The sequence below is a fragment of the Pseudomonas sp. B33.4 genome (assembly GCF_034555375.1).
Lineage (GTDB): Bacteria > Pseudomonadota > Gammaproteobacteria > Pseudomonadales > Pseudomonadaceae > Aquipseudomonas.
The window spans coordinates 6,043,954-6,062,970 of the sequence record NZ_CP140706.1 but is presented as its reverse complement, the minus strand read 5'-3'; the positions used below and the strand labels follow the sequence as shown (position 1 = coordinate 6,062,970).

At 59.7% G+C, this 19,017-nt stretch carries 17 protein-coding genes and 1 pseudogene; 9 read left to right on the top strand and 9 right to left on the bottom strand.

The features are described 5' to 3' along the window. Positions 1 to 103: 103 nt before the first annotated feature. Positions 104 to 1,048, bottom strand: coding sequence for a choline ABC transporter substrate-binding protein (locus U6037_RS26885; protein WP_322845089.1), 945 nt, complete (start codon positions 1,046 to 1,048; stop codon positions 104 to 106). A gap of 207 nt (positions 1,049 to 1,255) precedes the next feature. On the opposite strand from U6037_RS26885, the pseudogene U6037_RS26880 reads away from it, so the two are divergent. Beyond that, a pseudogene (locus U6037_RS26880) lies at positions 1,256 to 2,255 on the top strand (GlxA family transcriptional regulator). A 39-nt stretch (positions 2,256 to 2,294) separates the two neighbouring features. On the opposite strand, the gene U6037_RS26875 reads toward U6037_RS26880, so the two are convergent. Continuing rightward, the gene (locus U6037_RS26875; RefSeq protein WP_322845087.1) at positions 2,295 to 2,711 is read right to left on the bottom strand and encodes a DUF3010 family protein; all 417 of its coding nucleotides are present in this window, start codon (positions 2,709 to 2,711) and stop codon (positions 2,295 to 2,297) included. Positions 2,712 to 2,940: 229 nt separating this feature from the next. Between U6037_RS26875 and U6037_RS26870 the strand changes: the two genes are divergently transcribed. Further along, positions 2,941 to 3,906 carry a tyrosinase family protein gene (locus tag U6037_RS26870; protein ID WP_322845086.1) on the top strand — a complete coding sequence of 322 codons (966 nt, stop codon included), beginning with the start codon at positions 2,941 to 2,943 and terminating at the stop codon, positions 3,904 to 3,906. 63 nt (positions 3,907 to 3,969) lie between these two features. Here the strand turns inward: U6037_RS26870 and U6037_RS26865 are convergent, their stop codons facing one another. The 3 genes from U6037_RS26865 to U6037_RS26855 all read right to left on the bottom strand — a co-directional run bounded on the left by U6037_RS26865 (position 3,970) and on the right by U6037_RS26855 (position 5,146). Then, a complete protein-coding gene (locus tag U6037_RS26865; RefSeq protein ID WP_095050258.1) occupies positions 3,970 to 4,293 on the bottom strand; it encodes a helix-turn-helix domain-containing protein in 324 nt (107 codons plus the stop codon). Next, positions 4,277 to 4,531 carry a type II toxin-antitoxin system RelE/ParE family toxin gene (locus tag U6037_RS26860; protein WP_322845085.1) on the bottom strand — a complete coding sequence of 85 codons (255 nt, stop codon included), beginning with the start codon at positions 4,529 to 4,531 and terminating at the stop codon, positions 4,277 to 4,279. The genes U6037_RS26865 and U6037_RS26860 overlap by 17 nt, the downstream gene beginning before the upstream one ends. 213 nt (positions 4,532 to 4,744) lie before the next feature. After that, the gene (locus U6037_RS26855) at positions 4,745 to 5,146 is read right to left on the bottom strand and encodes a lysozyme inhibitor LprI family protein (protein ID WP_322845084.1); all 402 of its coding nucleotides are present in this window, start codon (positions 5,144 to 5,146) and stop codon (positions 4,745 to 4,747) included. A 234-nt stretch (positions 5,147 to 5,380) separates the two neighbouring features. Here U6037_RS26855 and U6037_RS26850 point away from each other — a divergent pair, with 234 nt between their 5' ends. The 6 genes from U6037_RS26850 (at position 5,381) to U6037_RS26825 (ending at position 13,175) form a co-directional block, all read left to right on the top strand. After that, the gene (locus tag U6037_RS26850) at positions 5,381 to 6,358 is read left to right on the top strand and encodes a dipeptidase (RefSeq protein ID WP_027610650.1); all 978 of its coding nucleotides are present in this window, start codon (positions 5,381 to 5,383) and stop codon (positions 6,356 to 6,358) included. A gap of 107 nt (positions 6,359 to 6,465) precedes the next feature. After that, positions 6,466 to 6,996, top strand: a complete 531-nt coding sequence (locus tag U6037_RS26845) for a DUF5943 domain-containing protein (RefSeq protein ID WP_053124559.1) — start codon at positions 6,466 to 6,468, stop codon at positions 6,994 to 6,996. A 15-nt stretch (positions 6,997 to 7,011) separates the two neighbouring features. Continuing rightward, positions 7,012 to 9,072 carry a dimethylglycine demethylation protein DgcA gene (gene dgcA, locus U6037_RS26840; protein WP_322845083.1) on the top strand — a complete coding sequence of 687 codons (2,061 nt, stop codon included), beginning with the start codon at positions 7,012 to 7,014 and terminating at the stop codon, positions 9,070 to 9,072. Between the two features lie 153 nt (positions 9,073 to 9,225). Then, positions 9,226 to 11,175 (top strand): dimethylglycine demethylation protein DgcB, encoded by a 1,950-nt coding sequence (dgcB, locus tag U6037_RS26835; RefSeq protein ID WP_322845082.1) that lies wholly within the window; start codon positions 9,226 to 9,228, stop codon positions 11,173 to 11,175. Continuing rightward, positions 11,175 to 12,395: an electron transfer flavoprotein subunit alpha/FixB family protein gene (locus U6037_RS26830; protein WP_322845081.1), complete on the top strand. Its 1,221-nt coding sequence runs from the start codon at positions 11,175 to 11,177 to the stop codon at positions 12,393 to 12,395. Before dgcB ends, U6037_RS26830 begins: the two co-directional genes overlap by 1 nt. Before the next feature lie 9 nt (positions 12,396 to 12,404). Further along, positions 12,405 to 13,175, top strand: a complete 771-nt coding sequence (locus tag U6037_RS26825; protein WP_322845080.1) for an electron transfer flavoprotein subunit beta — start codon at positions 12,405 to 12,407, stop codon at positions 13,173 to 13,175. 441 nt (positions 13,176 to 13,616) lie between these two features. Here the strand turns inward: U6037_RS26825 and U6037_RS26820 are convergent, their stop codons facing one another. Then, positions 13,617 to 13,847, bottom strand: a complete 231-nt coding sequence (locus tag U6037_RS26820; protein ID WP_322845079.1) for a hypothetical protein — start codon at positions 13,845 to 13,847, stop codon at positions 13,617 to 13,619. Between the two features lie 254 nt (positions 13,848 to 14,101). After that, entirely contained in the window at positions 14,102 to 15,397 is a 1,296-nt protein-coding gene (gbcA, locus tag U6037_RS26815) for a glycine-betaine demethylase subunit GbcA (RefSeq protein ID WP_008083155.1), read from the bottom strand. A 295-nt stretch (positions 15,398 to 15,692) separates the two neighbouring features. On the opposite strand from gbcA, the gene gbcB reads away from it, so the two are divergent. Continuing rightward, positions 15,693 to 16,793, top strand: coding sequence for a glycine-betaine demethylase subunit GbcB (gbcB, locus tag U6037_RS26810; protein ID WP_007911227.1), 1,101 nt, complete (start codon positions 15,693 to 15,695; stop codon positions 16,791 to 16,793). Between the two features lie 180 nt (positions 16,794 to 16,973). On the opposite strand, the gene U6037_RS26805 is transcribed toward gbcB, so the two are convergent. Both U6037_RS26805 and U6037_RS26800 read right to left on the bottom strand, forming a co-directional pair. After that, a complete protein-coding gene (locus tag U6037_RS26805; protein WP_322845078.1) occupies positions 16,974 to 17,798 on the bottom strand; it encodes an NAD(P)-dependent oxidoreductase in 825 nt (274 codons plus the stop codon). 177 nt (positions 17,799 to 17,975) lie between these two features. Then, positions 17,976 to 19,016 (bottom strand): low specificity L-threonine aldolase, encoded by a 1,041-nt coding sequence (locus U6037_RS26800; RefSeq protein ID WP_038363178.1) that lies wholly within the window; start codon positions 19,014 to 19,016, stop codon positions 17,976 to 17,978. Position 19,017 lies beyond the last annotated feature (1 nt).

The window sequence follows — 19,017 nt, the reverse complement described above, 5'->3', positions numbered from 1 at the left end:
GCGTGATGGGTCTGTCCGCAGCCCTTTTTCGGGCTGCGAAGCTTCGTCCGGTTCCCTCTCCCTTCGGGAGAGGGCTAGGGTGAGGGGCTTTTAAATGAAAGGGTTATTTGCTGGTCAGCTGGAGATTTTCAGCGGCCGGTTTGCCATCGAACGTGGTCACACCTTCCAGCCAGCGCTGCTTGTCTTCCGGGTGATCCTTGAGCCATTGCTTGGCCGATTCGAAGGCGTCCTTGTGGTCGAGCAGCGGCTGCATCATCCGGCTCTCGTCTTCGGCGGTGAACGTCAGGTTGGTCAGCAGGCGACCGATGTTCGGGCACTGCTCGGCGTATTTCGGCGCAGTGACGGTCCATACCGTGGCCATGCCTTCGTTCGGGCCAAGGGCGTCTTCACTGCCGGTGAGATAAGTCATCTGCACGTTGACGTTCATCGGGTGCGGCGCCCAGCCGAAGAACACCACGGCCTCTTTGCGGCGCACGGCGCGGTCGACAGCGGCGAGCATGCCGGCCTCACTGGACTCGACCAACTGGAATTTGCCGAGGCCGAACTGGTTCTTGGCGATCATTGCCTTGATCTGCGTGTTGGCGCCCGAGCCTGGCTCGATGCCGTAGATCTTGCCGCCCAGTTCTTTCTGGAACTTGGCGATGTCGGCAAAGGTTTTCAGGCCCTTGTCAGCTAGATAAGTCGGCACCGCGAGGGTCGCGCGGGCGTCTTTCAGGCTCGGTGCGTCGAGGACTTTGACCTGATTGGCGTCGACGAACGGGGTGATGGTCTGGGTCATCAGCGGGTTCCAGTAACCGAGGAACAGGTCCAGGCGCTGATCGCGGATCCCGGCGAAGATGATTTGCTGGGAGGCGCTGGTTTGTTTGGTGTTGTAGCCGAGGCCGTCGAGCAGGACCTGGGTCATGGCACTGGTGGCGATCACGTCGGTCCAGTTGACCACGCCCATGCGTACGTTCTGGCACGAGGCGGGTTCCGCCGCCATGACGCTGGCGCTCAAGAAAGCGGTACCGCTGAGTGCAAGAACACAGCTGCTGATCAGTCGTTTCATGTCGGGTTCCTCGGCAGGTCGTTTATTGTGAGTTCCGGCATCTGTCGTGCCGGTGATGCAAAGTTACGCAGCTATACGCCCATGAAAGCGCACTGCGGCGACTGGCATTTGCACTGTAGCGACCTGTGCCCTTGAACGCCGACGACAATCGGCGTATCAACGAGCCACGCTCCCCTCCCTCTCGTTACCCGCGAATCGAGTGCGCCCATGTCCCAGGATTTCTATTTTCTGCTGATGCCGGGGTTCTCCGCCATCGGCTTTATTTCCGCGATCGAACCGCTGCGCGTGGCCAACCGCTTTCGTGGCGAGCTGTACCGCTGGCATGTGTTGAGTGCTGATGGCGGGGCGGTGTTGGCGAGCAACGGCATGTCGGTCAACGCCGACGCGGCACTGGAGCCGTTGAAGAAAGGCGCGACGCTGCTGGTGGTGGCCGGGTTTGAGCCGCTGAAGTTCGCCACGCCAACCCTGGAGCACTGGTTGCGGCGGCTGGATAACGACGGCGTGACCCTCGGCGCCATCGACACCGGTAGCTTTGTCCTCGCTGAAGCGGGCCTGCTCGACGGTCATCGCCTGACCTTGCACTGGGAAGCCATCGACGCGTTCAAGGAATCTTATCCACAGCTCAGCGTGACCCAGGAGCTGTTCGAGATCGACCGCCGGCGCATCACCTCGGCGGGCGGTACCGCTTCCATCGATTTAATGCTCGATCTGATCGCCCAGGCCCACGGCCCGCAACTGGCGATTCAGGTCAGCGAGCAATTTGTGCTGGGGCGCATCCGCCCGCGTAAAGACCACCAGCGCATGGAAGTCGCCACGCGTTACGGCATCAACAACAAGAAACTGGTGCAAGTGATCGGCGAGATGGAGCAGCACAGCGAACCGCCGCTGACTACGCTGCAATTGGCGGAATCGATCAAGGTGACGCGGCGGCAACTGGAGCGCCTGTTCCGGCTGCACCTGAACGATACGCCGAGCAATTTTTATCTGCGCCTGCGCCTGGAGAAAGCCCGCCAGTTACTGCGCCAGACCGACATGAGCGTGCTCGAAGTCGGCATCGCCTGCGGCTTCGAATCACCGTCGTACTTCACCCGCAGCTACCGCGCCAAATTTGCCCGCTGCCCGCGCGAAGACCGCCGAACCGCCCAGGCCTAAAATCAAAAGATCGCAGCCTTCGGCAGCTCCTACAGGGAAATACATTCCAATGTAGGAGCTGCCGAAGGCTGCGATCTTTTGATCTTGCTGTTAGTTACTTCTTCACCAACGCCGAACACGCAGCCTTGTAAGCCTCATGCTGATACTTGTTCAGCGTCCCCGGCAGCTCGAAATCATGCTTCTTCGCCTGCGCATTGATCGTCTGCGGCGACAACAATGTCACCTCGCACCCATCCAGCAACTGCAAAATCCCTTCAATCTTGAATGTCGTCGGGCCACCAGCAAACTCACCCTTCTTGCTGCGCTTCTTGATCGCAATCCGGTCCACCGAGTTCTCCCGCACAAACGACGCCACCTGCGCCGCAAACAACTTCACGTTGGCCGCCTCGTCATCGTCTTCGAGAGCGATCTTCTTGGTGGCAAGGGGAACGTGGCTCAATGCTGAACCGTCGAGAGCGGCTACGGCGATGATCGCTTCGCTGCCTTTGATTTCGATGCCGCAGATGTTCATGGGCGAGTGACCTTATGAGCGAATTGGATGGCGGTCATGGTGACGCAGTCGGGCGGTCAAGTCACTTCGCGTCGGCGCCCCAACGGTGCAGTACCGCTGGTCGGAAATCGTTGCCGACCTGTAATTTCTGACAGTAGACGGCCTTCCGACTGGCGCCTAGCTTGGTTGTCGGAGGATTGGCACGATTTTGGCCCTTTCTAAACCTAACCTCGCTCAAGGGATTGAAGACATGAAGCTGCGCAAGAACATTCGCTCGCTGACCCCAATCGAAAAAGACAACTTCGTCGATGCCTGTCTCCAGCTCAAACAGTCAGGTCAATACGATGAGTATGTGCACCTGCATCACCAAGTCATGAAGCCCACGGTTTTGCCTCATGAACCAAACGATCCAAACTACCGCAATGGTGCTCATCGGGGGCCTTCGTTCCTGCCATGGCACCGGGCATTTTTGCTGAAGTTCGAAAATGACCTTCAGGCGATTAACCGCTCCATCACGATTCCGTACTGGAACTGGACCGAGGATGCTGCCGATCCGCTCAACTCTCCGGTGTGGGCTGAGGATTTTATGGGCGGTAATGGTGTTGAAAGCGATGAGTGGCGTGTGGCAAACGGTCCGTTTGCTGTTCAAAACGGAAAATGGCCGGTTCCCTCCTATCCGGATGACGATTTGCCAGGTCCAGGTTTGAAGCGCCAGTTCGGCCTGGTCGTGAATACATTGCCGACCCCGGCAGATCTGCAAATGGCCTTGCGTGAAAGTCTCTACGACACGCCGCCTTATGATTCCGGCCCGACTGTGCGCGGTTTCCGAAATCGTCTGGAAGGCTGGATCACCCAGCGCGGCGATCCGCAGGTAACCACCACGGGTTCACAACTGCATAATCGTGTGCACCTCTGGGTGGGCGGCAATATGTTGCCGATGACTTCTCCAGATGATCCGGTGTTCTTCCTGCATCACTGCTTTGTCGACAAAGTGTGGGCAGACTGGCAGGCGCTGATGCTGCAGAGCAACGAGCGTTGGGCGCCGCATTACGCGCCGCTGGTCAATGGTCCGAAAGGACATAATTACGATGATGTGCTTGAGCCGTTTGCGCAGTCTGCTCGGAGTGTGAGCGACATCACTGACTTGGGGTATGAGTATGAGGTGCCCCGTCTGATCCTCGATCATGCGAAACCTCGGTCTCCTTTTCACGACTGATGCTGGCATCGGGTGGCGGTGTGAATGCCTGGCTATTGCAGCAGGCAAACACGCCGTAACCGGCTAAAGCTCAAGCTGCTCAGAGGTGATTCCAAAGGCCGCCGCAATCTTTTCGCGAGTTGCTTTTCGTGGCTTGGACACCGTTTCCTGTTGAGCAAACGCCGGTTGCGAAATGCCCATGCGTTTGGCGACTTCTTCCTGAGTCAGGTTTAGGTATTCGCGCCAGGCACGGATCGGTGTCGCTCCGTCGACCATCCGACTGACCACTTCATGGGGAATCAGATCGGGCTGCATTTTCTGCGCGACATATTGCGCATAGGGAATGACCACGAAGGCCGGTTTGCCCTCGGCGTCGTTGATGATTTGGATGTCAGTAGGTGCGTTCATCGCGTTTTTTGACCTCTTGAATACTGACCACTTTGATTGCGCCGTCCCAGTCGAACATGACCCGATAGTTGCCGACTCGCAGTCGGTAAGCATATTCATGTCCAACCAATGATTTGACGTTGCCGACATTAGGCATGTTAGCGAGCGCCGTGATGGCATCACGAACCTGTCCTTGATGAACGCAGTGCAATTTCAGGAGTTGCTTAACGGCCTTTCGAGTCCAGTGGATGCTGTTCATGGAAGAATATAAGTCTTTTATAAGATTCGCGAATCTTTGCTTATATTTTCAGGGCGGCCAATCAAGAACAGTTGTCAGGATATTGCGTGAAGCGCCCGTAGACCGGGGCTTTCACGCGATAGATGTAGGCGAGGTGGATATGTGTCGTAGGAAGAGAAGAATCACCACGGTGAAAGCAGGAAGCTGTTTCAGCTTTCCTCCGAGCTTCAAGGACTATTCCTGCCCAATCGACTCCAAAAACTCCGACCGCTCATCACTCATCCGCGCCACGCAATCATTCTGCGCAATCGTGAAGGCCTTGCTGCCCGCCGTCGCCGGGAACGCTTCCACCGCACAATCCGCATCCCGTGTCTTCAGCCACTGCTGCTGAGCCGTCTTCATCTTGGCGGTGATGTCCGCCAGTTGCGTCGGGTTCTTGCCGTACGCGGTCTGCATGCGTTCGGTCAGGCTGGCGTAGTTGTCCTTGAGCAGGTCTTCGGCGGTGCTGCGGCTGTAGGTCGAGCATTCCAGGGTCTGGACGTCGTTTTCGACGGCGTCGCAGGGGTTGTTGTCGGACTCTTCGGCGGCGTGTACGCCGGTCGCAATCAAAGCCAAAGCCAGGAAGATCGATTTCATTGTTGTCGCCGCTCTAATCCAGTGGTGTATCCAAGATGCCGGAGATTCTGGCTCAAGCTTGCTGGCTTGAACAGGTAGCTGATCGGAGCGTCCGGCGACCCTTTGTCGCGGATTGACGCTTTCGGCAATTCCCCTGTCGTTTTTGCACCCGGTCGCCCCGGCACCGAGGCATATGCTGGCCCCAAAGCGCCGGCAGACGATTCGGCGCATGAATCGCCAATAAGGGGACGCCTGATGAGCCCAGCCGAATTACACGCCGACAGCATCGTTATCGACGGTCTGATCATTGCCAAATGGAACCGCGAGCTGTTCGAAGACATGCGCAAGGGCGGTCTGACGGCAGCCAACTGCACTGTGTCGGTGTGGGAAGGCTTTCAGGCGACCGTGAACAATATTGCCGCCAGCCAGAAGCTGATCCGCGAAAACAGCGACCTGGTGATGCCAGTGCGTACCACCGCGGACATCCGTCGCGCCAAAGAACAAGGCAAGACTGGCATCCTCTTCGGCTTCCAGAATGCCCACGCCTTTGAAGATCAGATCGGCTATGTCGAGGTGTTCAAGCAGCTCGGCGTCGGCATCGTGCAGATGTGCTACAACACCCAGAATCTGGTCGGCACCGGTTGCTACGAGCGTGACGGCGGCCTGTCGGGTTTCGGCCGCGAGATCGTTGCCGAGATGAACCGCGTTGGCGTCATGTGCGACCTGTCCCATGTCGGTTCCAAGACTTCCGAAGAAGTCATCCTCGAATCGAAAAAACCGGTGTGCTATTCCCACTGCCTGCCGTCGGGTCTCAAAGAGCACCCGCGCAACAAGTCCGATGAGGAACTCAAGTTCATCGCTGACCACGGCGGTTTCGTCGGCGTGACCATGTTCGCGCCGTTCCTCGCCAAAGGCATCGATTCGACCATCGACGACTACGCCGAGGCGATCGAATACACCATGAACATCGTCGGCGAAGACGCCATCGGCATCGGCACTGACTTCACCCAGGGTCACGGCCAGGACTTCTTCGAATACCTGACCCACGACAAGGGCTACGCCCGCCGTCTGACCAGCTTCGGCAAGATCATCAATCCGCTGGGCATCCGCACCGTCGGCGAGTTCCCGAACCTGACCGAAACCCTGCTCAAGCGCGGCCACTCCGAGCGCGTCGTGCGCAAGATCATGGGCGAGAACTGGGTCAACGTCCTCAAAGACGTCTGGGGCGAGTAACGCTGACTCAAGACCGCCGCCGATCTGCCCCCTCTCCTGTGGGAGAGGGCTGGGGTGAGGGCAGCGGTCACCACTGAATCCACTATTTTTTCTGGAGTTAAGTTTCCATGGCCAAGATCGCCCCGCAATTGCCAATCGAAGTCGACAGCGAGACCGGTGTCTGGACCTCCGACGCCCTGCCAATGCTCTACGTACCGCGCCACTTCTTCGTGAATAACCACATGGGCATCGAAGAGGTTTTGGGCGCCGACGCCTACGCCGAGATCCTCTACAAGGCCGGCTACAAATCCGCCTGGCACTGGTGCGAAAAAGAAGCCGAATGCCACGGCCTGGAAGGCGTCGCGGTGTTCGAGCACTACATGAAGCGTCTGTCGCAACGCGGCTGGGGCCTGTTCAAGATCCAGGACATCGACCTCGACAAAGGCACCGCCAGCGTCAAGCTCGAACACTCCGCATTCGTCTACGTCTACGGCAAGGTCGGGCGCAAGGTCGACTACATGTTCACCGGTTGGTTTGCCGGGGCCATGGATCAGATTCTTGAGGCGCGCGGCAGCAAGATTCGCACGGTTGCCGAGCAAGTTTACGGTGGCTCCGAAGAAGGCCACGAAGACGGCTTGTTCACCGTCAAGCCGTTGTAAGTCGAGGAACCCGCCATGGCTTTCGAAGCAATGTTCCAGCCGATCCAGATCGGCAAACTGACCATCCGCAACCGCGTGCTCAGCACCGCGCACGCTGAGGTCTACGCGACTGACGGTGGCATGACCACCGAGCGCTACGTCAAATATTACGAAGAGAAAGCCAAGGGCGGCATCGGCCTGGCGATCTGTGGCGGCTCCTCCGTGGTCGCCATCGACAGCCCGCAGCAGTGGTGGAGTTCGGTCAACCTGTCGACCGACCGGATCATTCCTCACTTCCAGAATCTCGCTGACGCCATGCACAAGCACGGCGCCAAGATCATGATTCAGATTACCCACATGGGCCGGCGCTCGCGCTGGGACGGCTTCAACTGGCCGACCCTGATGTCGCCGTCGGGCATCCGTGAACCGGTGCACCGCGCCACCTGCAAAACCATCGAGCCGGAAGAAATCTGGCGGGTCATCGGCAACTACGCCCAGGCTGCGCGCCGGGCCAAGGCCGGTGGTCTGGATGGCGTCGAATTGTCCGCCGTGCACCAGCACATGATCGACCAGTTCTGGAGTCCGCGCGTCAACAAGCGCACCGACGAATGGGGCGGCACCTTCGAAGGCCGGATGAAGTTCGGCCTGGAAGTGTTGAAAGCCGTACGCGCCGAGGTCGGTGACGACTTCTGCGTGGGCATGCGTCTGTGCGGTGACGAGTTCCACCCGGACGGCTTGTCCCACGAGGACATGAAGCAGATCGCCAAGTATTACGACGACACCGGCATGCTCGATTTCATCGGCGTCGTCGGCTCGGGTTGTGACACTCACAACACCCTGGCCAACGTGATTCCGAACATGAGTTATCCACCGGAGCCGTTCCTGCATCTGGCCGCCGGAATCAAGGAAGTGGTCAAGGTGCCGGTGCTGCACGCACAGAACATCAAGGACCCGAACCAGGCCACGCGCATCCTTGAAGGCGGTTACGTCGACATGGTCGGCATGACCCGCGCGCACATCGCTGACCCGCACCTGATCGCCAAGATCAAGATGGGCCAGATCGACCAGATCAAGCAGTGCGTCGGCGCCAACTATTGCATCGACCGCCAGTACCAAGGTCTGGACGTGCTGTGCATTCAGAACGCGGCGACGTCCCGTGAGTACATGGGTGTGCCGCACATCATCGAGAAATCCACCGGGCCGAAACGCAAGGTGGTCATCGTCGGTGCCGGCCCTGCCGGCATGGAAGCGGCCCGCGTTGCCGCCGAACGTGGCCACGACGTGACCCTGTTCGAGAAGAAAGAATTCATCGGTGGGCAAATCACCACCGCATCGAAAGCACCGCAGCGCGACCAGATCGCCGGCATCACCCGCTGGTTCCAGCTGGAGTTGGCGCGGCTGAAAGTCGATCTGCGTCTGGGTGTGGCAGCGGATGCCGACACCATCATGGATCTGCGTCCGGACGTTGTTGTGCTGGCGGTCGGCGGGCATCCGTATCTGGAACAGAACGAACACTGGGGCGCTGCCGAAGGGCTGGTGGTCAGCAGTTGGGACGTGCTCGACGGCAAGGTCGCGCCGGGCAAGAACGTGCTGGTCTACGACACCATTTGCGAGTTCACCGGGATGTCGGTTGCCGACTTCCTTGCCGACAAGGGCAGCCAGGTCGAGATCGTCACCGACGATATCAAGCCGGGCGTGGCCATCGGCGGTACGTCGTTCCCGACCTACTACCGCAGTATGTACCCGAAAGAAGTGATCATGACCGGCGACATGATGCTGGAGAAGGTCTACCGCGAAGGCGACAAACTGGTCGCGGTGCTGGAGAACGAATACACCGGTGCCAAAGAGGAGCGGGTGGTCGATCAGGTGGTGGTGGAAAACGGCGTGCGTCCGGATGAAGAAATCTACTACGCGCTCAAAGAGGGTTCGCGCAACAAGGGCCAGATCGACGTCGAAGCGTTGTTCGCGATCCAGCCGCAACCTTCGCTGAGCGAGGCGGGCGACGGTTATTTGCTGTTCCGCATCGGCGACTGCGTGGCGCAGCGCAACACCCACGCCGCCATTTATGACGCCCTGCGGCTCTGCAAGGATTTCTAAGGACTTGCACCAAACCCTGTGGGAGCGAGCCTGCTCGCGAATGCAATCTGTCAGTGAAAGATGAGCTGACTGATTCACCGCTTTCGCGAGCAGGCTCGCTCCCACAGTAAAGCGGATCGTGTTTCTCCAGGTTGTACTGGTGGGAGCTTCACCATGTTGAACACCCTTCTTCCAATCCTGTTGTTCGCAGCTATCGGCCTTGGTGTCCTCGGCGCGTTGCGGCGGGTAGCGATGTGGCGTCGGGGCCGGGCCTCGAAGGTCGATCTGATCGGCGGCCTGTTGGCCATGCCCAAGCGCTACATGGTCGATTTGCACCATGTCGTGGCGCGGGACAAATACATCGCCAACACCCACGTGGCCACGGCCGGCGGTGCGGTGGCGTCGATTGTGCTGGCGCTGCTGGTGCACGGTTTCGGCCTGCATAACCGCATCCTCGGTTACGCCTTGCTGCTGATGACGGCGGTGATGTTCGTCGGCGCAATCTTCGTTTATCTGCGGCGGCGCAACCCGCCCGCGCGGCTGTCGAAAGGCCCGTGGATGCGCCTGCCGAAAAGCCTGCTGGCGTTCTCGGCGTCGTTCTTCCTGCTGACCTTGCCGGTGGCCGGGATTCTGCCGGAGAACTTCGGCGGCTGGGTGCTCGCGGCCATCCTCGGGATCGGTGTGCTGTGGGGCGTGTCGGAGCTGTTCTTCGGCATGACCTGGGGCGGGCCGATGAAGCACGCCTTCGCCGGTGCGCTGCATTTGGCCTGGCACCGTCGCGCCGAACGTTTTGGCGGCGGTCGTTCCACCGGTTTGAAGCCTTTGGATTTGAACGATCCGAGTGCTCCGCTGGGTGTTGAGAAACCCAAGGATTTCACCTGGAACCAGTTGCTGGGTTTCGACGCCTGTGTGCAGTGCGGCAAGTGTGAAGCTGCGTGCCCGGCCTACGCCGCCGGCCAGCCGCTGAACCCGAAAAAGCTGATTCAGGACATGGTCGTCGGCCTCGCCGGTGGCACCGACGCCAAGTTTGCCGGCAGCCCGTATCCCGGCAAACCTGTGGGCGAACACAGCGGCAATCCACATGAACCCATCGTCAACGGGCTGGTCGACGCCGAAACCCTGTGGTCGTGCACCACCTGCCGCGCTTGCGTCGAGGAATGCCCGATGATGATCGAGCACGTCGACGCCATCGTCGACATGCGCCGTCACCTGACCCTGGAAAAAGGCGCGACGCCGAACAAGGGCGCCGAAGTCCTCGAGAACCTGATCGCCACCGACAACCCCGGCGGTTTTGCTCCGGGCGGACGGATGAACTGGGCAGCGGACTTGAACCTCAATCTGCTCAGCGAAAAGAAATCCACCGACGTGCTGTTCTGGGTCGGCGACGGTGCCTTCGACATGCGTAACCAGCGCACCCTTCGCGCTTTCGTCAAAGTGCTGAAAGCGGCAAAAGTCGACTTCGCCGTGCTCGGCCTCGAAGAACGTGACAGCGGCGACGTGGCCCGCCGATTGGGCGATGAAGCGACCTTCCAGTTGCTCGCCAAACGCAACATCCAGACCCTGGCCAAATACAGCTTCAACCGCATCGTCACTTGCGATCCACACAGCTTCCACGTGTTGAAAAACGAGTACGGCGCGTTCGACGGCAACTATTTGGTACAGCACCACAGCACCTACATGGCGGAAATCATCCAGGCCGGCGCGCTGAACCTTGGTCAGCACAAAGGCAACAGCGTGACTTATCACGATCCGTGCTACCTCGGCCGCTACAACGGCGAGTACGAAGCGCCGCGCGAAGTACTGCGCGCCCTCGGCATCGAGGTCAAAGAGATGCAACGTTCCGGCTTCCGTTCACGCTGCTGCGGCGGCGGTGGCGGGGCGCCGATCACTGACATTCCGGGCAAGCAGCGGATTCCTGATATGCGCATGGACGACATCCGCGAAACCGGCGCCGAACTGGTGGCGGTGGGTTGTCCACAGTGCACGGCGATGCTCGAAGGCGTGGTCGAACCGCGTCCGCTGATCAAGGACATCGCCGAACTGGTCGCCGACGCATTGCTTGAAGACGCCGCCCCGAGCAAGCCTGCCACCCCGGCCAAACGTGAACCAGCGGAGGCCCACTGATGAGCGATATTATCCGCCGCGACCCGCGCGCCGAATGGATTGCGCGTAACCGTTTGCATCCGCTACACGCGGCCATGCAACCGGCGCAACACAGTTGGATGGGGCCGAACGGCGTCATCCGCAAGAACCTGCATGGCATCGGCTTTATCGGCCCTAACGGCCTCAAACGGATCGACCGCAGCGGCGCGCAACAGGGCGGGGCGGTCAAACGCTCGGCCACGGTTGAAGTGCAATTGCCGCTGCATCAGGTGCCGGCCCCGGCGTACTACATCAGCGTGGTGCCGGACATGGTTGGCGGCCGCTTGAGCAGTCACGACCGTGATTTGCTTGGCCTCGCCCATCAACTCGCCGGCCAGGACGGCGCAGTGTTGGCGGTGGTCTTTGGCGAGCACAAGGAAAACGCTTTCGCCACCGCAGGCGTGGACCGCTTGCTGGTGTTGGAAGGCGAGGAATTCAGCGGTTATGCACCGGAGCAACGGGTGCAAGGTTTGCGCGCTGTGGATAACCAGTTCAATCCACGTCACTGGCTGCTGCCGGACAGCCGCAGCGGTGGTGGTGAACTCGGTCGGCGCTTTGCCGCTGCACTGGGTGAACGCCCGGCGACACGGGTCTGGCAGGTCAAGGATCAGGAATGTATTGGCCGCGCAGGTGCGGGCTTGCAAGACCTCGCCCGGCCCGTCGCACGATTGATTCTGGCGGCGGCGGAATGCGCCGAGCCGGTCAGCGAAACCCGTCATGAAGCACTGCCGGTGGAGTTATCCACAAGCGTCGCGCGCAGCCTGTCGCGGATCGAAGATCTCGGTGCGGTGGCGGTGGACCCGGCGGCGATTCCGATGGCCGAAGCTGAATTCATTTTCTCCGGCGGCAATGGGGTCAAAGACTGGGCGTTGTTCCACGAAACTGCGGCAGCACTCGGCGCTACCGAAGGTGCTTCCCGCGTTGCAGTAGACGATGGCTTCATGGCCCGTGATCGCCAGGTCGGCGCGTCCGGCACCTGGGTCACCGCGCGGGTCTATGTGGCTGTGGGTATCTCCGGCGCGATCCAGCATCTGCAAGGCATTGGCGCTTGCGACAAAGTGGTGGCGATCAACCTTGATCCGGGTTGCGACATGATCAAGCGTGCCGATTTGTCGGTGATCGGCGAGAGCGCAGAGATTCTGCAGGCGTTGATCGAAGCGGTGGCGGCTTACCGCAACGAAGCCAAGCGCGATGCGGCTTAAGGAAACGCTATGAACACGAAAGTTATCAGTCTGGTTTCAATCGGCGCTCACCCGACTTCCGGGCGGCCACGCCGTGCTGATCAGGACGCGCGCGCCGTGGAACTGGGTCTGCAACTGGCTGGGGATAACCTGCAAGTGCTGCATGCCGGTGACGTTGCGGAACCGGCGTTGCGCGCCTATCTGGGCATGGGTCTTGCGCAGATGCATGTGCTGGAGCAACCGGCTGGCGCCGATGCGCTGCCGGCGCTGACCGCATATCTGCGCGATGCCGGGGCGCAGGTGGTGCTGACCGGTAGCCAGGCGGAAACCGGGGAAGGGTCGGGGATGTTGCCGTTTTTGCTCGCCGAAGGTCTGGGCTGGCCGCTGGTGGTGGGGCTGGCGCAGGTCGAGTCGATCAGTGACGGTTCGGCGCTGGTGCTGCAAGCGTTGCCGCGTGGGCAGCGGCGGCGGTTGAAGGTCAAGCTGCCGTTTCTGGCGACTGTGGATAACGCTGCGCCGAAGCCTCGGCAGAGTGCTTATGGGCCGGCGCGACGCGGGGTGCTGGAGGCTGCTGATGTCGAGGTTGTCGATGATGAACTCCTCTCGGTTGCCACTCTGCAACCGGCCAAACCACGGCCCAAACGTCTGAAAGTGATCAAGGCCAAAAGCGGCGCCGACCGCATGAAGGCTGCGACGGCCAAGGCCAGTGGGGGCGGGGGGCAGGTGCTCAAGGGGGTTACCGCACAGGCTGGTGCTGCAGCGATCCTCAAGTTGCTGATTGAAGAAGGCGTCGTCCGCTGAAAAGCCCCTCACCCTAGCCCTCTCCCGGAGGGAGAGGGGACCTTCGGTGGCGTACTCAAGCGTTACATCGACCTGAAAGATTTTCGCGAACTCAAGTTTGGCCCAGCCAAGGTCACCGCATAATTTGCAGGTCACTGTACTTTTCCAATACACCTCGGTCGGCTCCCTCTCCCGGCGGGAGAGGGCTGGGGTGAGGGGGGCGGTTTACCCACAATCCCTGTTGGCGGATCTGTGGATAACGTGTTCGCCCCTCTCTAGACCCCACGGCAATCAAGCCCTGCAGCCCTCCGATCAAAAAACAACCAGCCTAAGTCACGGATTTGCGAGGCTTTTTCGGCAGGATAACTTAGAAAGTTGCCCCCAATCTCTGTTGGCGCTTCTGTGGATAAGATGTTCGCTATCCTCTGAGAGCTATATGAAACACGGCTTTCCGAGATCTGGTCAATTATTGATCAATCTGCGGTTTTGACCGAGTAATTCTCTCTTCAAGCCTGATTTATCAAGGCCTTCAGCGTTTTTCCACAGACGATGCAAAGTTACCCCCGATCTCTGTTGGTGCTTCTGTGGATAAGGTGTTTGCCTTCCGCTGAACGCCACGAGTGGCGTGGCTTGTAGGCTGTTGATTAAAAAGTGATCATTGTGTTTTAAAAACCGTGCTTCTGGATAAGTCACGGTTTTTCTTTGCAAATCAGTGGGATATTTTTCGAGTCATCCACAGTTGTCCCCATTTGCTGTGGGTGGGCGTGTGGATAACTTGTTCGTGGAAGGCTGGCGGGCTTGGTGGGTATGGGGTGTGGGGGGATTGGTCAGAATTTGTGCAATCAAGGTTCAGGGATGTGATGAATGTGAAATAGCTATCGCAAACAGGCTCACTCCTACATGGGAACGCATTCCAAATGTAGGAGTGAGCCTGCTCGCGATGCTTTTTATCCTTGGACAGGCACACCTTTAAGGTAAGGCGCAGGCTCTGCGCCGAGATTGTTCAGCAAGCGCTCGCTGTACCAGTCGACGAAGTTGACCACGCCAAATTCATAGGTCTTCGAATAAGGCCCAGGCTGATAAGCCGTGGAGTTGATCCCGCGCTGGTTTTCCTCAGCCAGACGCCGGTCCTGATCGTTGGTCGCATCCCACACCTGACGCATGCGCTCGACGTCGTAATCCACGCCTTCAACCGCATCCTTGTGCACGATCCACTTGGTGGTGACCATGGTTTCCTGCGCGCTGATCGGCCACACGGTGAACACGATGATGTGGTCGCCCATGCAGTGGTTCCACGAGTGCGGCAGGTGCAGGATGCGCATCGAGCCGAGGTCCGGGTTTTTAATGCGGCCCATCAGTTTCGCGCAGCCCTGTTTGCCGTCGAGGGTCATCGACACGGTGCCCTTGAGCAGCGGCATGCGCACGATGCGGTTGCGCAGGCCGAAACTGGCGTGGGCGTAAGGAATCTTCTCGGCTTCCCAGGCGGCAGCGGAGGCGGCGACGTGATCCTTGAACGCCTGATCGGCGCGCGGGTCGGTGACGTCGTCCCATTCCAGCAGGGTTTTCAGCAGTTCCGGGTGCGACGCGTTGCAGTGGTAGCACTCGCGATTGTTTTCCAGCACCAGTTTCCAGTTGGCCTTTTCCATCAAGGTGGTGGTGATCGCCACCTTGGTGTTCTCCATGTCGTACGGTTCCATGTAATGGTTCAGCGTCGACAGAAAGTCATCGATGGCCGGCGGGTTCTCCGCCAGGCTGATGAAGATGTAGCCGCCGGCAGTCTTCACGTTCACCGGTTTGAGACCGTATTGCTTCATGTCGAAGTCGGCGCCCATTTCGGTGCCGGCGAACAGCAGGCGACCGTCCAGCTCGTACGTCCACTGGTGGTAATGGCAGACCAGTTTGGCGACCTTGCCTTTTTCACTGGTGCACAGGCGCGAGCCACGGTGGCGGCAGACGTTGTGGAAGGCATGCACCACACCCTCGGCGCCTCGGATGACGATGATCGGGTTCTTGCCGATCTGCAGGGTCAGGTAGTTGCCCTTGGCCGGGATCTCGCAGGTCATGCCGGCGATCAACCACTCTTTCTGGAAGATCTCCTGCATGTCGATATCGAACAGCCGCTCGTCGCTATAGAACGGCTGTGGCAGCGAAAACGTCCGCTCGCGCTCCTGGAGCATTTGTGCGGTGGCCTTGCGTGCGGGTTCCAGCGGATCGCCCAGGCTGATTTTTGCGGTGACGTCCATCGATGTAATCCTCAAGGCCATCTGCGTGGCCGGCGAAAGTGGCTGATCAGGTGTGCTGCAACGGGTGCTACGCAAGGTGTAAAGAAGCTGTCTTGGTGTTGGGGCGAGTGTGGGCCCGGCGCTGGGCGGAACCTTATCCATGGGCGACATGGTGCAATCTGTTCCCGACGCGCAACCCCCGGTGGTTGGGGGCTGGTCGCGATAAGTATGCCGATGTCGCGGATAGGTAAACGGACGGTCTGCGCTATACGCAGAATCGCCGACATGAGGCCGACAGTCGGCCGTGGAGAACAGCATGTCCAACAGCTTCCTGAATCCGGTCACCACCCAGACCTGGGCCAATGGCCGACACATCGTCCGTTGCGTCAAAGTCATCCAGGAAACCTGGGACGTGCGCACCTTCTGCTTTATGGCTGATCAGCCGATCCTGTTCTTCTTCAAACCCGGGCAATTCGTCACCCTGGAGCTGGAAATCGAAGGCCAGCCGATCATGCGCTCGTACACGATCTCCAGTTCGCCGTCGGTGCCGTACAGCTTTTCGGTGACGATCAAACGGGTGCCGGGCGGCAAGGTCTCCAACTGGCTGCACGATACGCTGCATGAAGGCCAGGAACTGGCGGTGCACGGGCCGGTCGGGTTGTTCAATGCCATCGACTTCCCGAGCCCGAAAGTGCTGTATCTGAGCGGCGGCGTCGGCATCACGCCGTGCATGTCGATGGCGCGCTGGTTCTACGACACCAACGCTAACGTCGACATGACCTTTATCCACAGCGCGCGCTCGCCGAAAGACATCATTTATCATCGCGAGCTGGAGCACATGGCGTCGCGGATCGACAACTTCAGCCTGCACCTGATCTGTGAAAAGCACGGCCTGGGCGAGCCGTGGGCCGGTTATCGCGGTTACCTGAACCACAAGATGCTTGAATTGATGGTGCCGGACTTCCTCGAGCGCGAAGTGTTCTGCTGCGGCCCGACGCCGTACATGAACGCGGTCAAGCGCCTGCTGGAAGTGGCCGGTTACGACATGTCGCGTTATCACGAGGAATCCTTCGGCGCCACGCCACCGGAAGCGCGTGCCGATGCGGTGGAACAGGCCGAGCAGGCAGCCGATGCGCCAGAAATCGATGCGGCGGATCTGCATCAGGTCGAATTCACCTCGTCCGGCAAGAGCATTCGTGTGGCGCCGGGCGAGACTGTGCATGCGGCGGCGGCCAAGCTTGGCCTGATGATCCCGAAAGCCTGCGGCATGGGCATTTGCGGGACGTGCAAGGTGCTCAAGCTCGGCGGCGAGGTGGAGATGGAGCACAACGGCGGGATTACTGAGGACGACGAGGCCGAGGGGTTCATTCTGTCGTGCTGCAGTGTGCCTAAGGGGGATGTGCGTATCGATTTTTGAGTGGTTCGAATTTTTGCGCACGGCTTGCCCCTCATCCCAGCCCTCTCCCGAGGGAGAGGGAGCCGATTTTTGGGCTTTTCAAAATGTGAGTTCGGCTCTGTATTTCATGTCGGCGTAACTCTGATAAACACCACGGTCAGTCCCCTCTCCCTCCGGGAGAGGGCTAGGGTGAGGGGCTTTTCAGTCGATAAACAAATCCGTCATCAACGCCGCATTACTCCCCGGTTCAAACCGGTAATGCTCAAACTCCGCCACACCGCTCTCACGCAAAACCTCCTCATCAATCAACAACCGCCCGGTAATCTGCCGCCCGCTACTATCCAGAATCACATGCGCCGCATCCGCCATGATCGAAGGTAGGCGCGCCTGCTTGAATGACTCCCGATTGCCCAACTGAAACTCAATCGCCGCCGTGGCAATCATCGTCTGCGGCCACAACGAATTGACACTGATCCCGTAACTGGCAAATTCCTCGCTCATCCCCAGCGTCAACATGCTCATGCCGTACTTGGTCACGGTGTACGGGCTGAACTGCGCAAACCACTTGCTCGCCAGATTCAGCGGTGGCGACAGATTGAGAATATGCCCGGCGGATTTCTTCAGATAGGGCAGGGCGGCTTGGCTGCACAGCAACACCGCACGGGTGTTGATCTGGTGCATCAGGTCGAAACGCTTGAGTTCGATGTGCTGCACACCGGTCAACTTGATCGCCCCGGCGTTGTTCACCAGCGCATCGATCGCGCCGAAATGTTCGTTGGCCTGAGTCAGTGCCCGGCGTACCGCCTCTTCATCACGCACATCCACCTGCAACGCCAACGCCTTGCCGCCCGCCGCTTCGACTTCGGCGGCGACGCTGTGGATGGTGCCGGGCAGTTTGGCGTGGGCTTCGGCGCTCTTCGCCGCAATGACGATATTGGCCCCGTCCTTCGCTGCGCGCAGCGCAATCTCACGGCCAATGCCACGGCTGGCGCCGGTGATGAACAGGGTTTTGCCTTGTAACGACATGCCGATGCTCCTGCTTATTGTTATGTGAGCGGAGGGCTCGACAGACAATGTAGACCAAGGGCAACGCAATCTCTGTAGGAGCTGCCGCAGGCTGCGATCTTTTGATCTTGATCTTAAAAAACAAATCATAAGATCGCAGCCTGCGGCAGCTCCTACAGGGGAGGGTGTGGAGTCAGGTCAGGCGGACATGACTTCGCGGATGTCGCGGGCCAGTTCGCGGACGCGTTCTTCTTCGGTATCCCACGAGCACATGAAGCGTGCGCCGCCCTTGCCGATGAAGGTGTAGAAGCGCCAGTTCTTCGCGGTCAGCGCGGCGATCGCCGGTTCCGACAGTTGCAGGAACACGCCGTTGGCCTGCACCGGGAACATCAGTTCGACGCCGGGAATGTCGCTGACCAGTTCAGCGAGCAATTGCGCGCAGTGGTTGGCGTGGCGTGCGTATTTCAGCCAGGCGTCGTTTTCGAGGATGCCGACCCACGGTGCCGAGAGGAAGCGCATTTTCGACGCCAACTGACCGGCCTGTTTGCAGCGGTAGTCGAAGTCCTCCGCCAGTTTGTGGTTGAAGAACAGGATCGCTTCACCCACCGCCATGCCGTTCTTGGTGCCGCCGAAGCACAACACATCAACACCAGCCTTCCAGGTCAGATCGGCTGGCGAGCAGCCGAGGAAGGCGCAGGCGTTGGAGAAGCGCGCGCCGTCCATGTGCAGGTGCAAGCCCAGTTCCTTGCAAGTGGCGCTGATGGCGCGGACTTCTTCCGGGGTGTAGACGCTGCCGACTTCGGTGGCTTGGGTCAGGGTAACCACACGCGGTTTCGGGTAGTGAATGTCCTGACGCTTGAGCGCGACTTCGCGGATCGATTGCGGGGTGATCTTGCCGTTTTCGGTGCCGGCGATCAGCAGTTTCGAGCCGTTGGAGAAGAATTCCGGGGCGCCGCATTCGTCGGTTTCGACGTGGGCGGTTTCCGAGCAGATCACGCTGTGGTAACTCTGGCACAGCGACGACAGGGCCAGCGAGTTGGCGGCGGTGCCGTTGAAGGCGAAGAACACTTCGCAGTCGGTTTCGAACAGTTGGCGGAAATGATCGGACGCGCGGGCGGTCCATTCATCGTCGCCATACGCGCGCTGGTGGCCGTGGTTGGCCTGCTCCATCGCAGCCCAGGCTTCAGGGCAGATACCGGAGTAGTTGTCGCTGGCGAATTGTTGGCTCTTGTCGGTCATG

What these genes read in the sequence shown, in the direction of transcription:
- U6037_RS26800 (WP_038363178.1), bottom strand. Translation starts at nt 19,016, where the DNA reads ATGACCGACAAGAGCCAACAATTCGCCAGCGACAACTACTCCGGTATC.
- U6037_RS26825 (WP_322845080.1), top strand. Translation starts at nt 12,405, where the DNA reads ATGAACACGAAAGTTATCAGTCTGGTTTCAATCGGCGCTCACCCGACT.
- U6037_RS26885 (WP_322845089.1), bottom strand. Translation starts at nt 1,048, where the DNA reads ATGAAACGACTGATCAGCAGCTGTGTTCTTGCACTCAGCGGTACCGCT.
- U6037_RS26845 (WP_053124559.1), top strand. Translation starts at nt 6,466, where the DNA reads ATGGCCAAGATCGCCCCGCAATTGCCAATCGAAGTCGACAGCGAGACC.
- dgcA (WP_322845083.1), top strand. Translation starts at nt 7,012, where the DNA reads ATGGCTTTCGAAGCAATGTTCCAGCCGATCCAGATCGGCAAACTGACC.
- U6037_RS26805 (WP_322845078.1), bottom strand. Translation starts at nt 17,798, where the DNA reads ATGTCGTTACAAGGCAAAACCCTGTTCATCACCGGCGCCAGCCGTGGC.
- U6037_RS26850 (WP_027610650.1), top strand. Translation starts at nt 5,381, where the DNA reads ATGAGCCCAGCCGAATTACACGCCGACAGCATCGTTATCGACGGTCTG.
- gbcA (WP_008083155.1), bottom strand. Translation starts at nt 15,397, where the DNA reads ATGGACGTCACCGCAAAAATCAGCCTGGGCGATCCGCTGGAACCCGCA.
- U6037_RS26875 (WP_322845087.1), bottom strand. Translation starts at nt 2,711, where the DNA reads ATGAACATCTGCGGCATCGAAATCAAAGGCAGCGAAGCGATCATCGCC.
- U6037_RS26855 (WP_322845084.1), bottom strand. Translation starts at nt 5,146, where the DNA reads ATGAAATCGATCTTCCTGGCTTTGGCTTTGATTGCGACCGGCGTACAC.
- gbcB (WP_007911227.1), top strand. Translation starts at nt 15,693, where the DNA reads ATGTCCAACAGCTTCCTGAATCCGGTCACCACCCAGACCTGGGCCAAT.
- U6037_RS26870 (WP_322845086.1), top strand. Translation starts at nt 2,941, where the DNA reads ATGAAGCTGCGCAAGAACATTCGCTCGCTGACCCCAATCGAAAAAGAC.
- U6037_RS26830 (WP_322845081.1), top strand. Translation starts at nt 11,175, where the DNA reads ATGAGCGATATTATCCGCCGCGACCCGCGCGCCGAATGGATTGCGCGT.
- dgcB (WP_322845082.1), top strand. Translation starts at nt 9,226, where the DNA reads ATGTTGAACACCCTTCTTCCAATCCTGTTGTTCGCAGCTATCGGCCTT.
- U6037_RS26865 (WP_095050258.1), bottom strand. Translation starts at nt 4,293, where the DNA reads ATGAACGCACCTACTGACATCCAAATCATCAACGACGCCGAGGGCAAA.
- U6037_RS26860 (WP_322845085.1), bottom strand. Translation starts at nt 4,531, where the DNA reads ATGAACAGCATCCACTGGACTCGAAAGGCCGTTAAGCAACTCCTGAAA.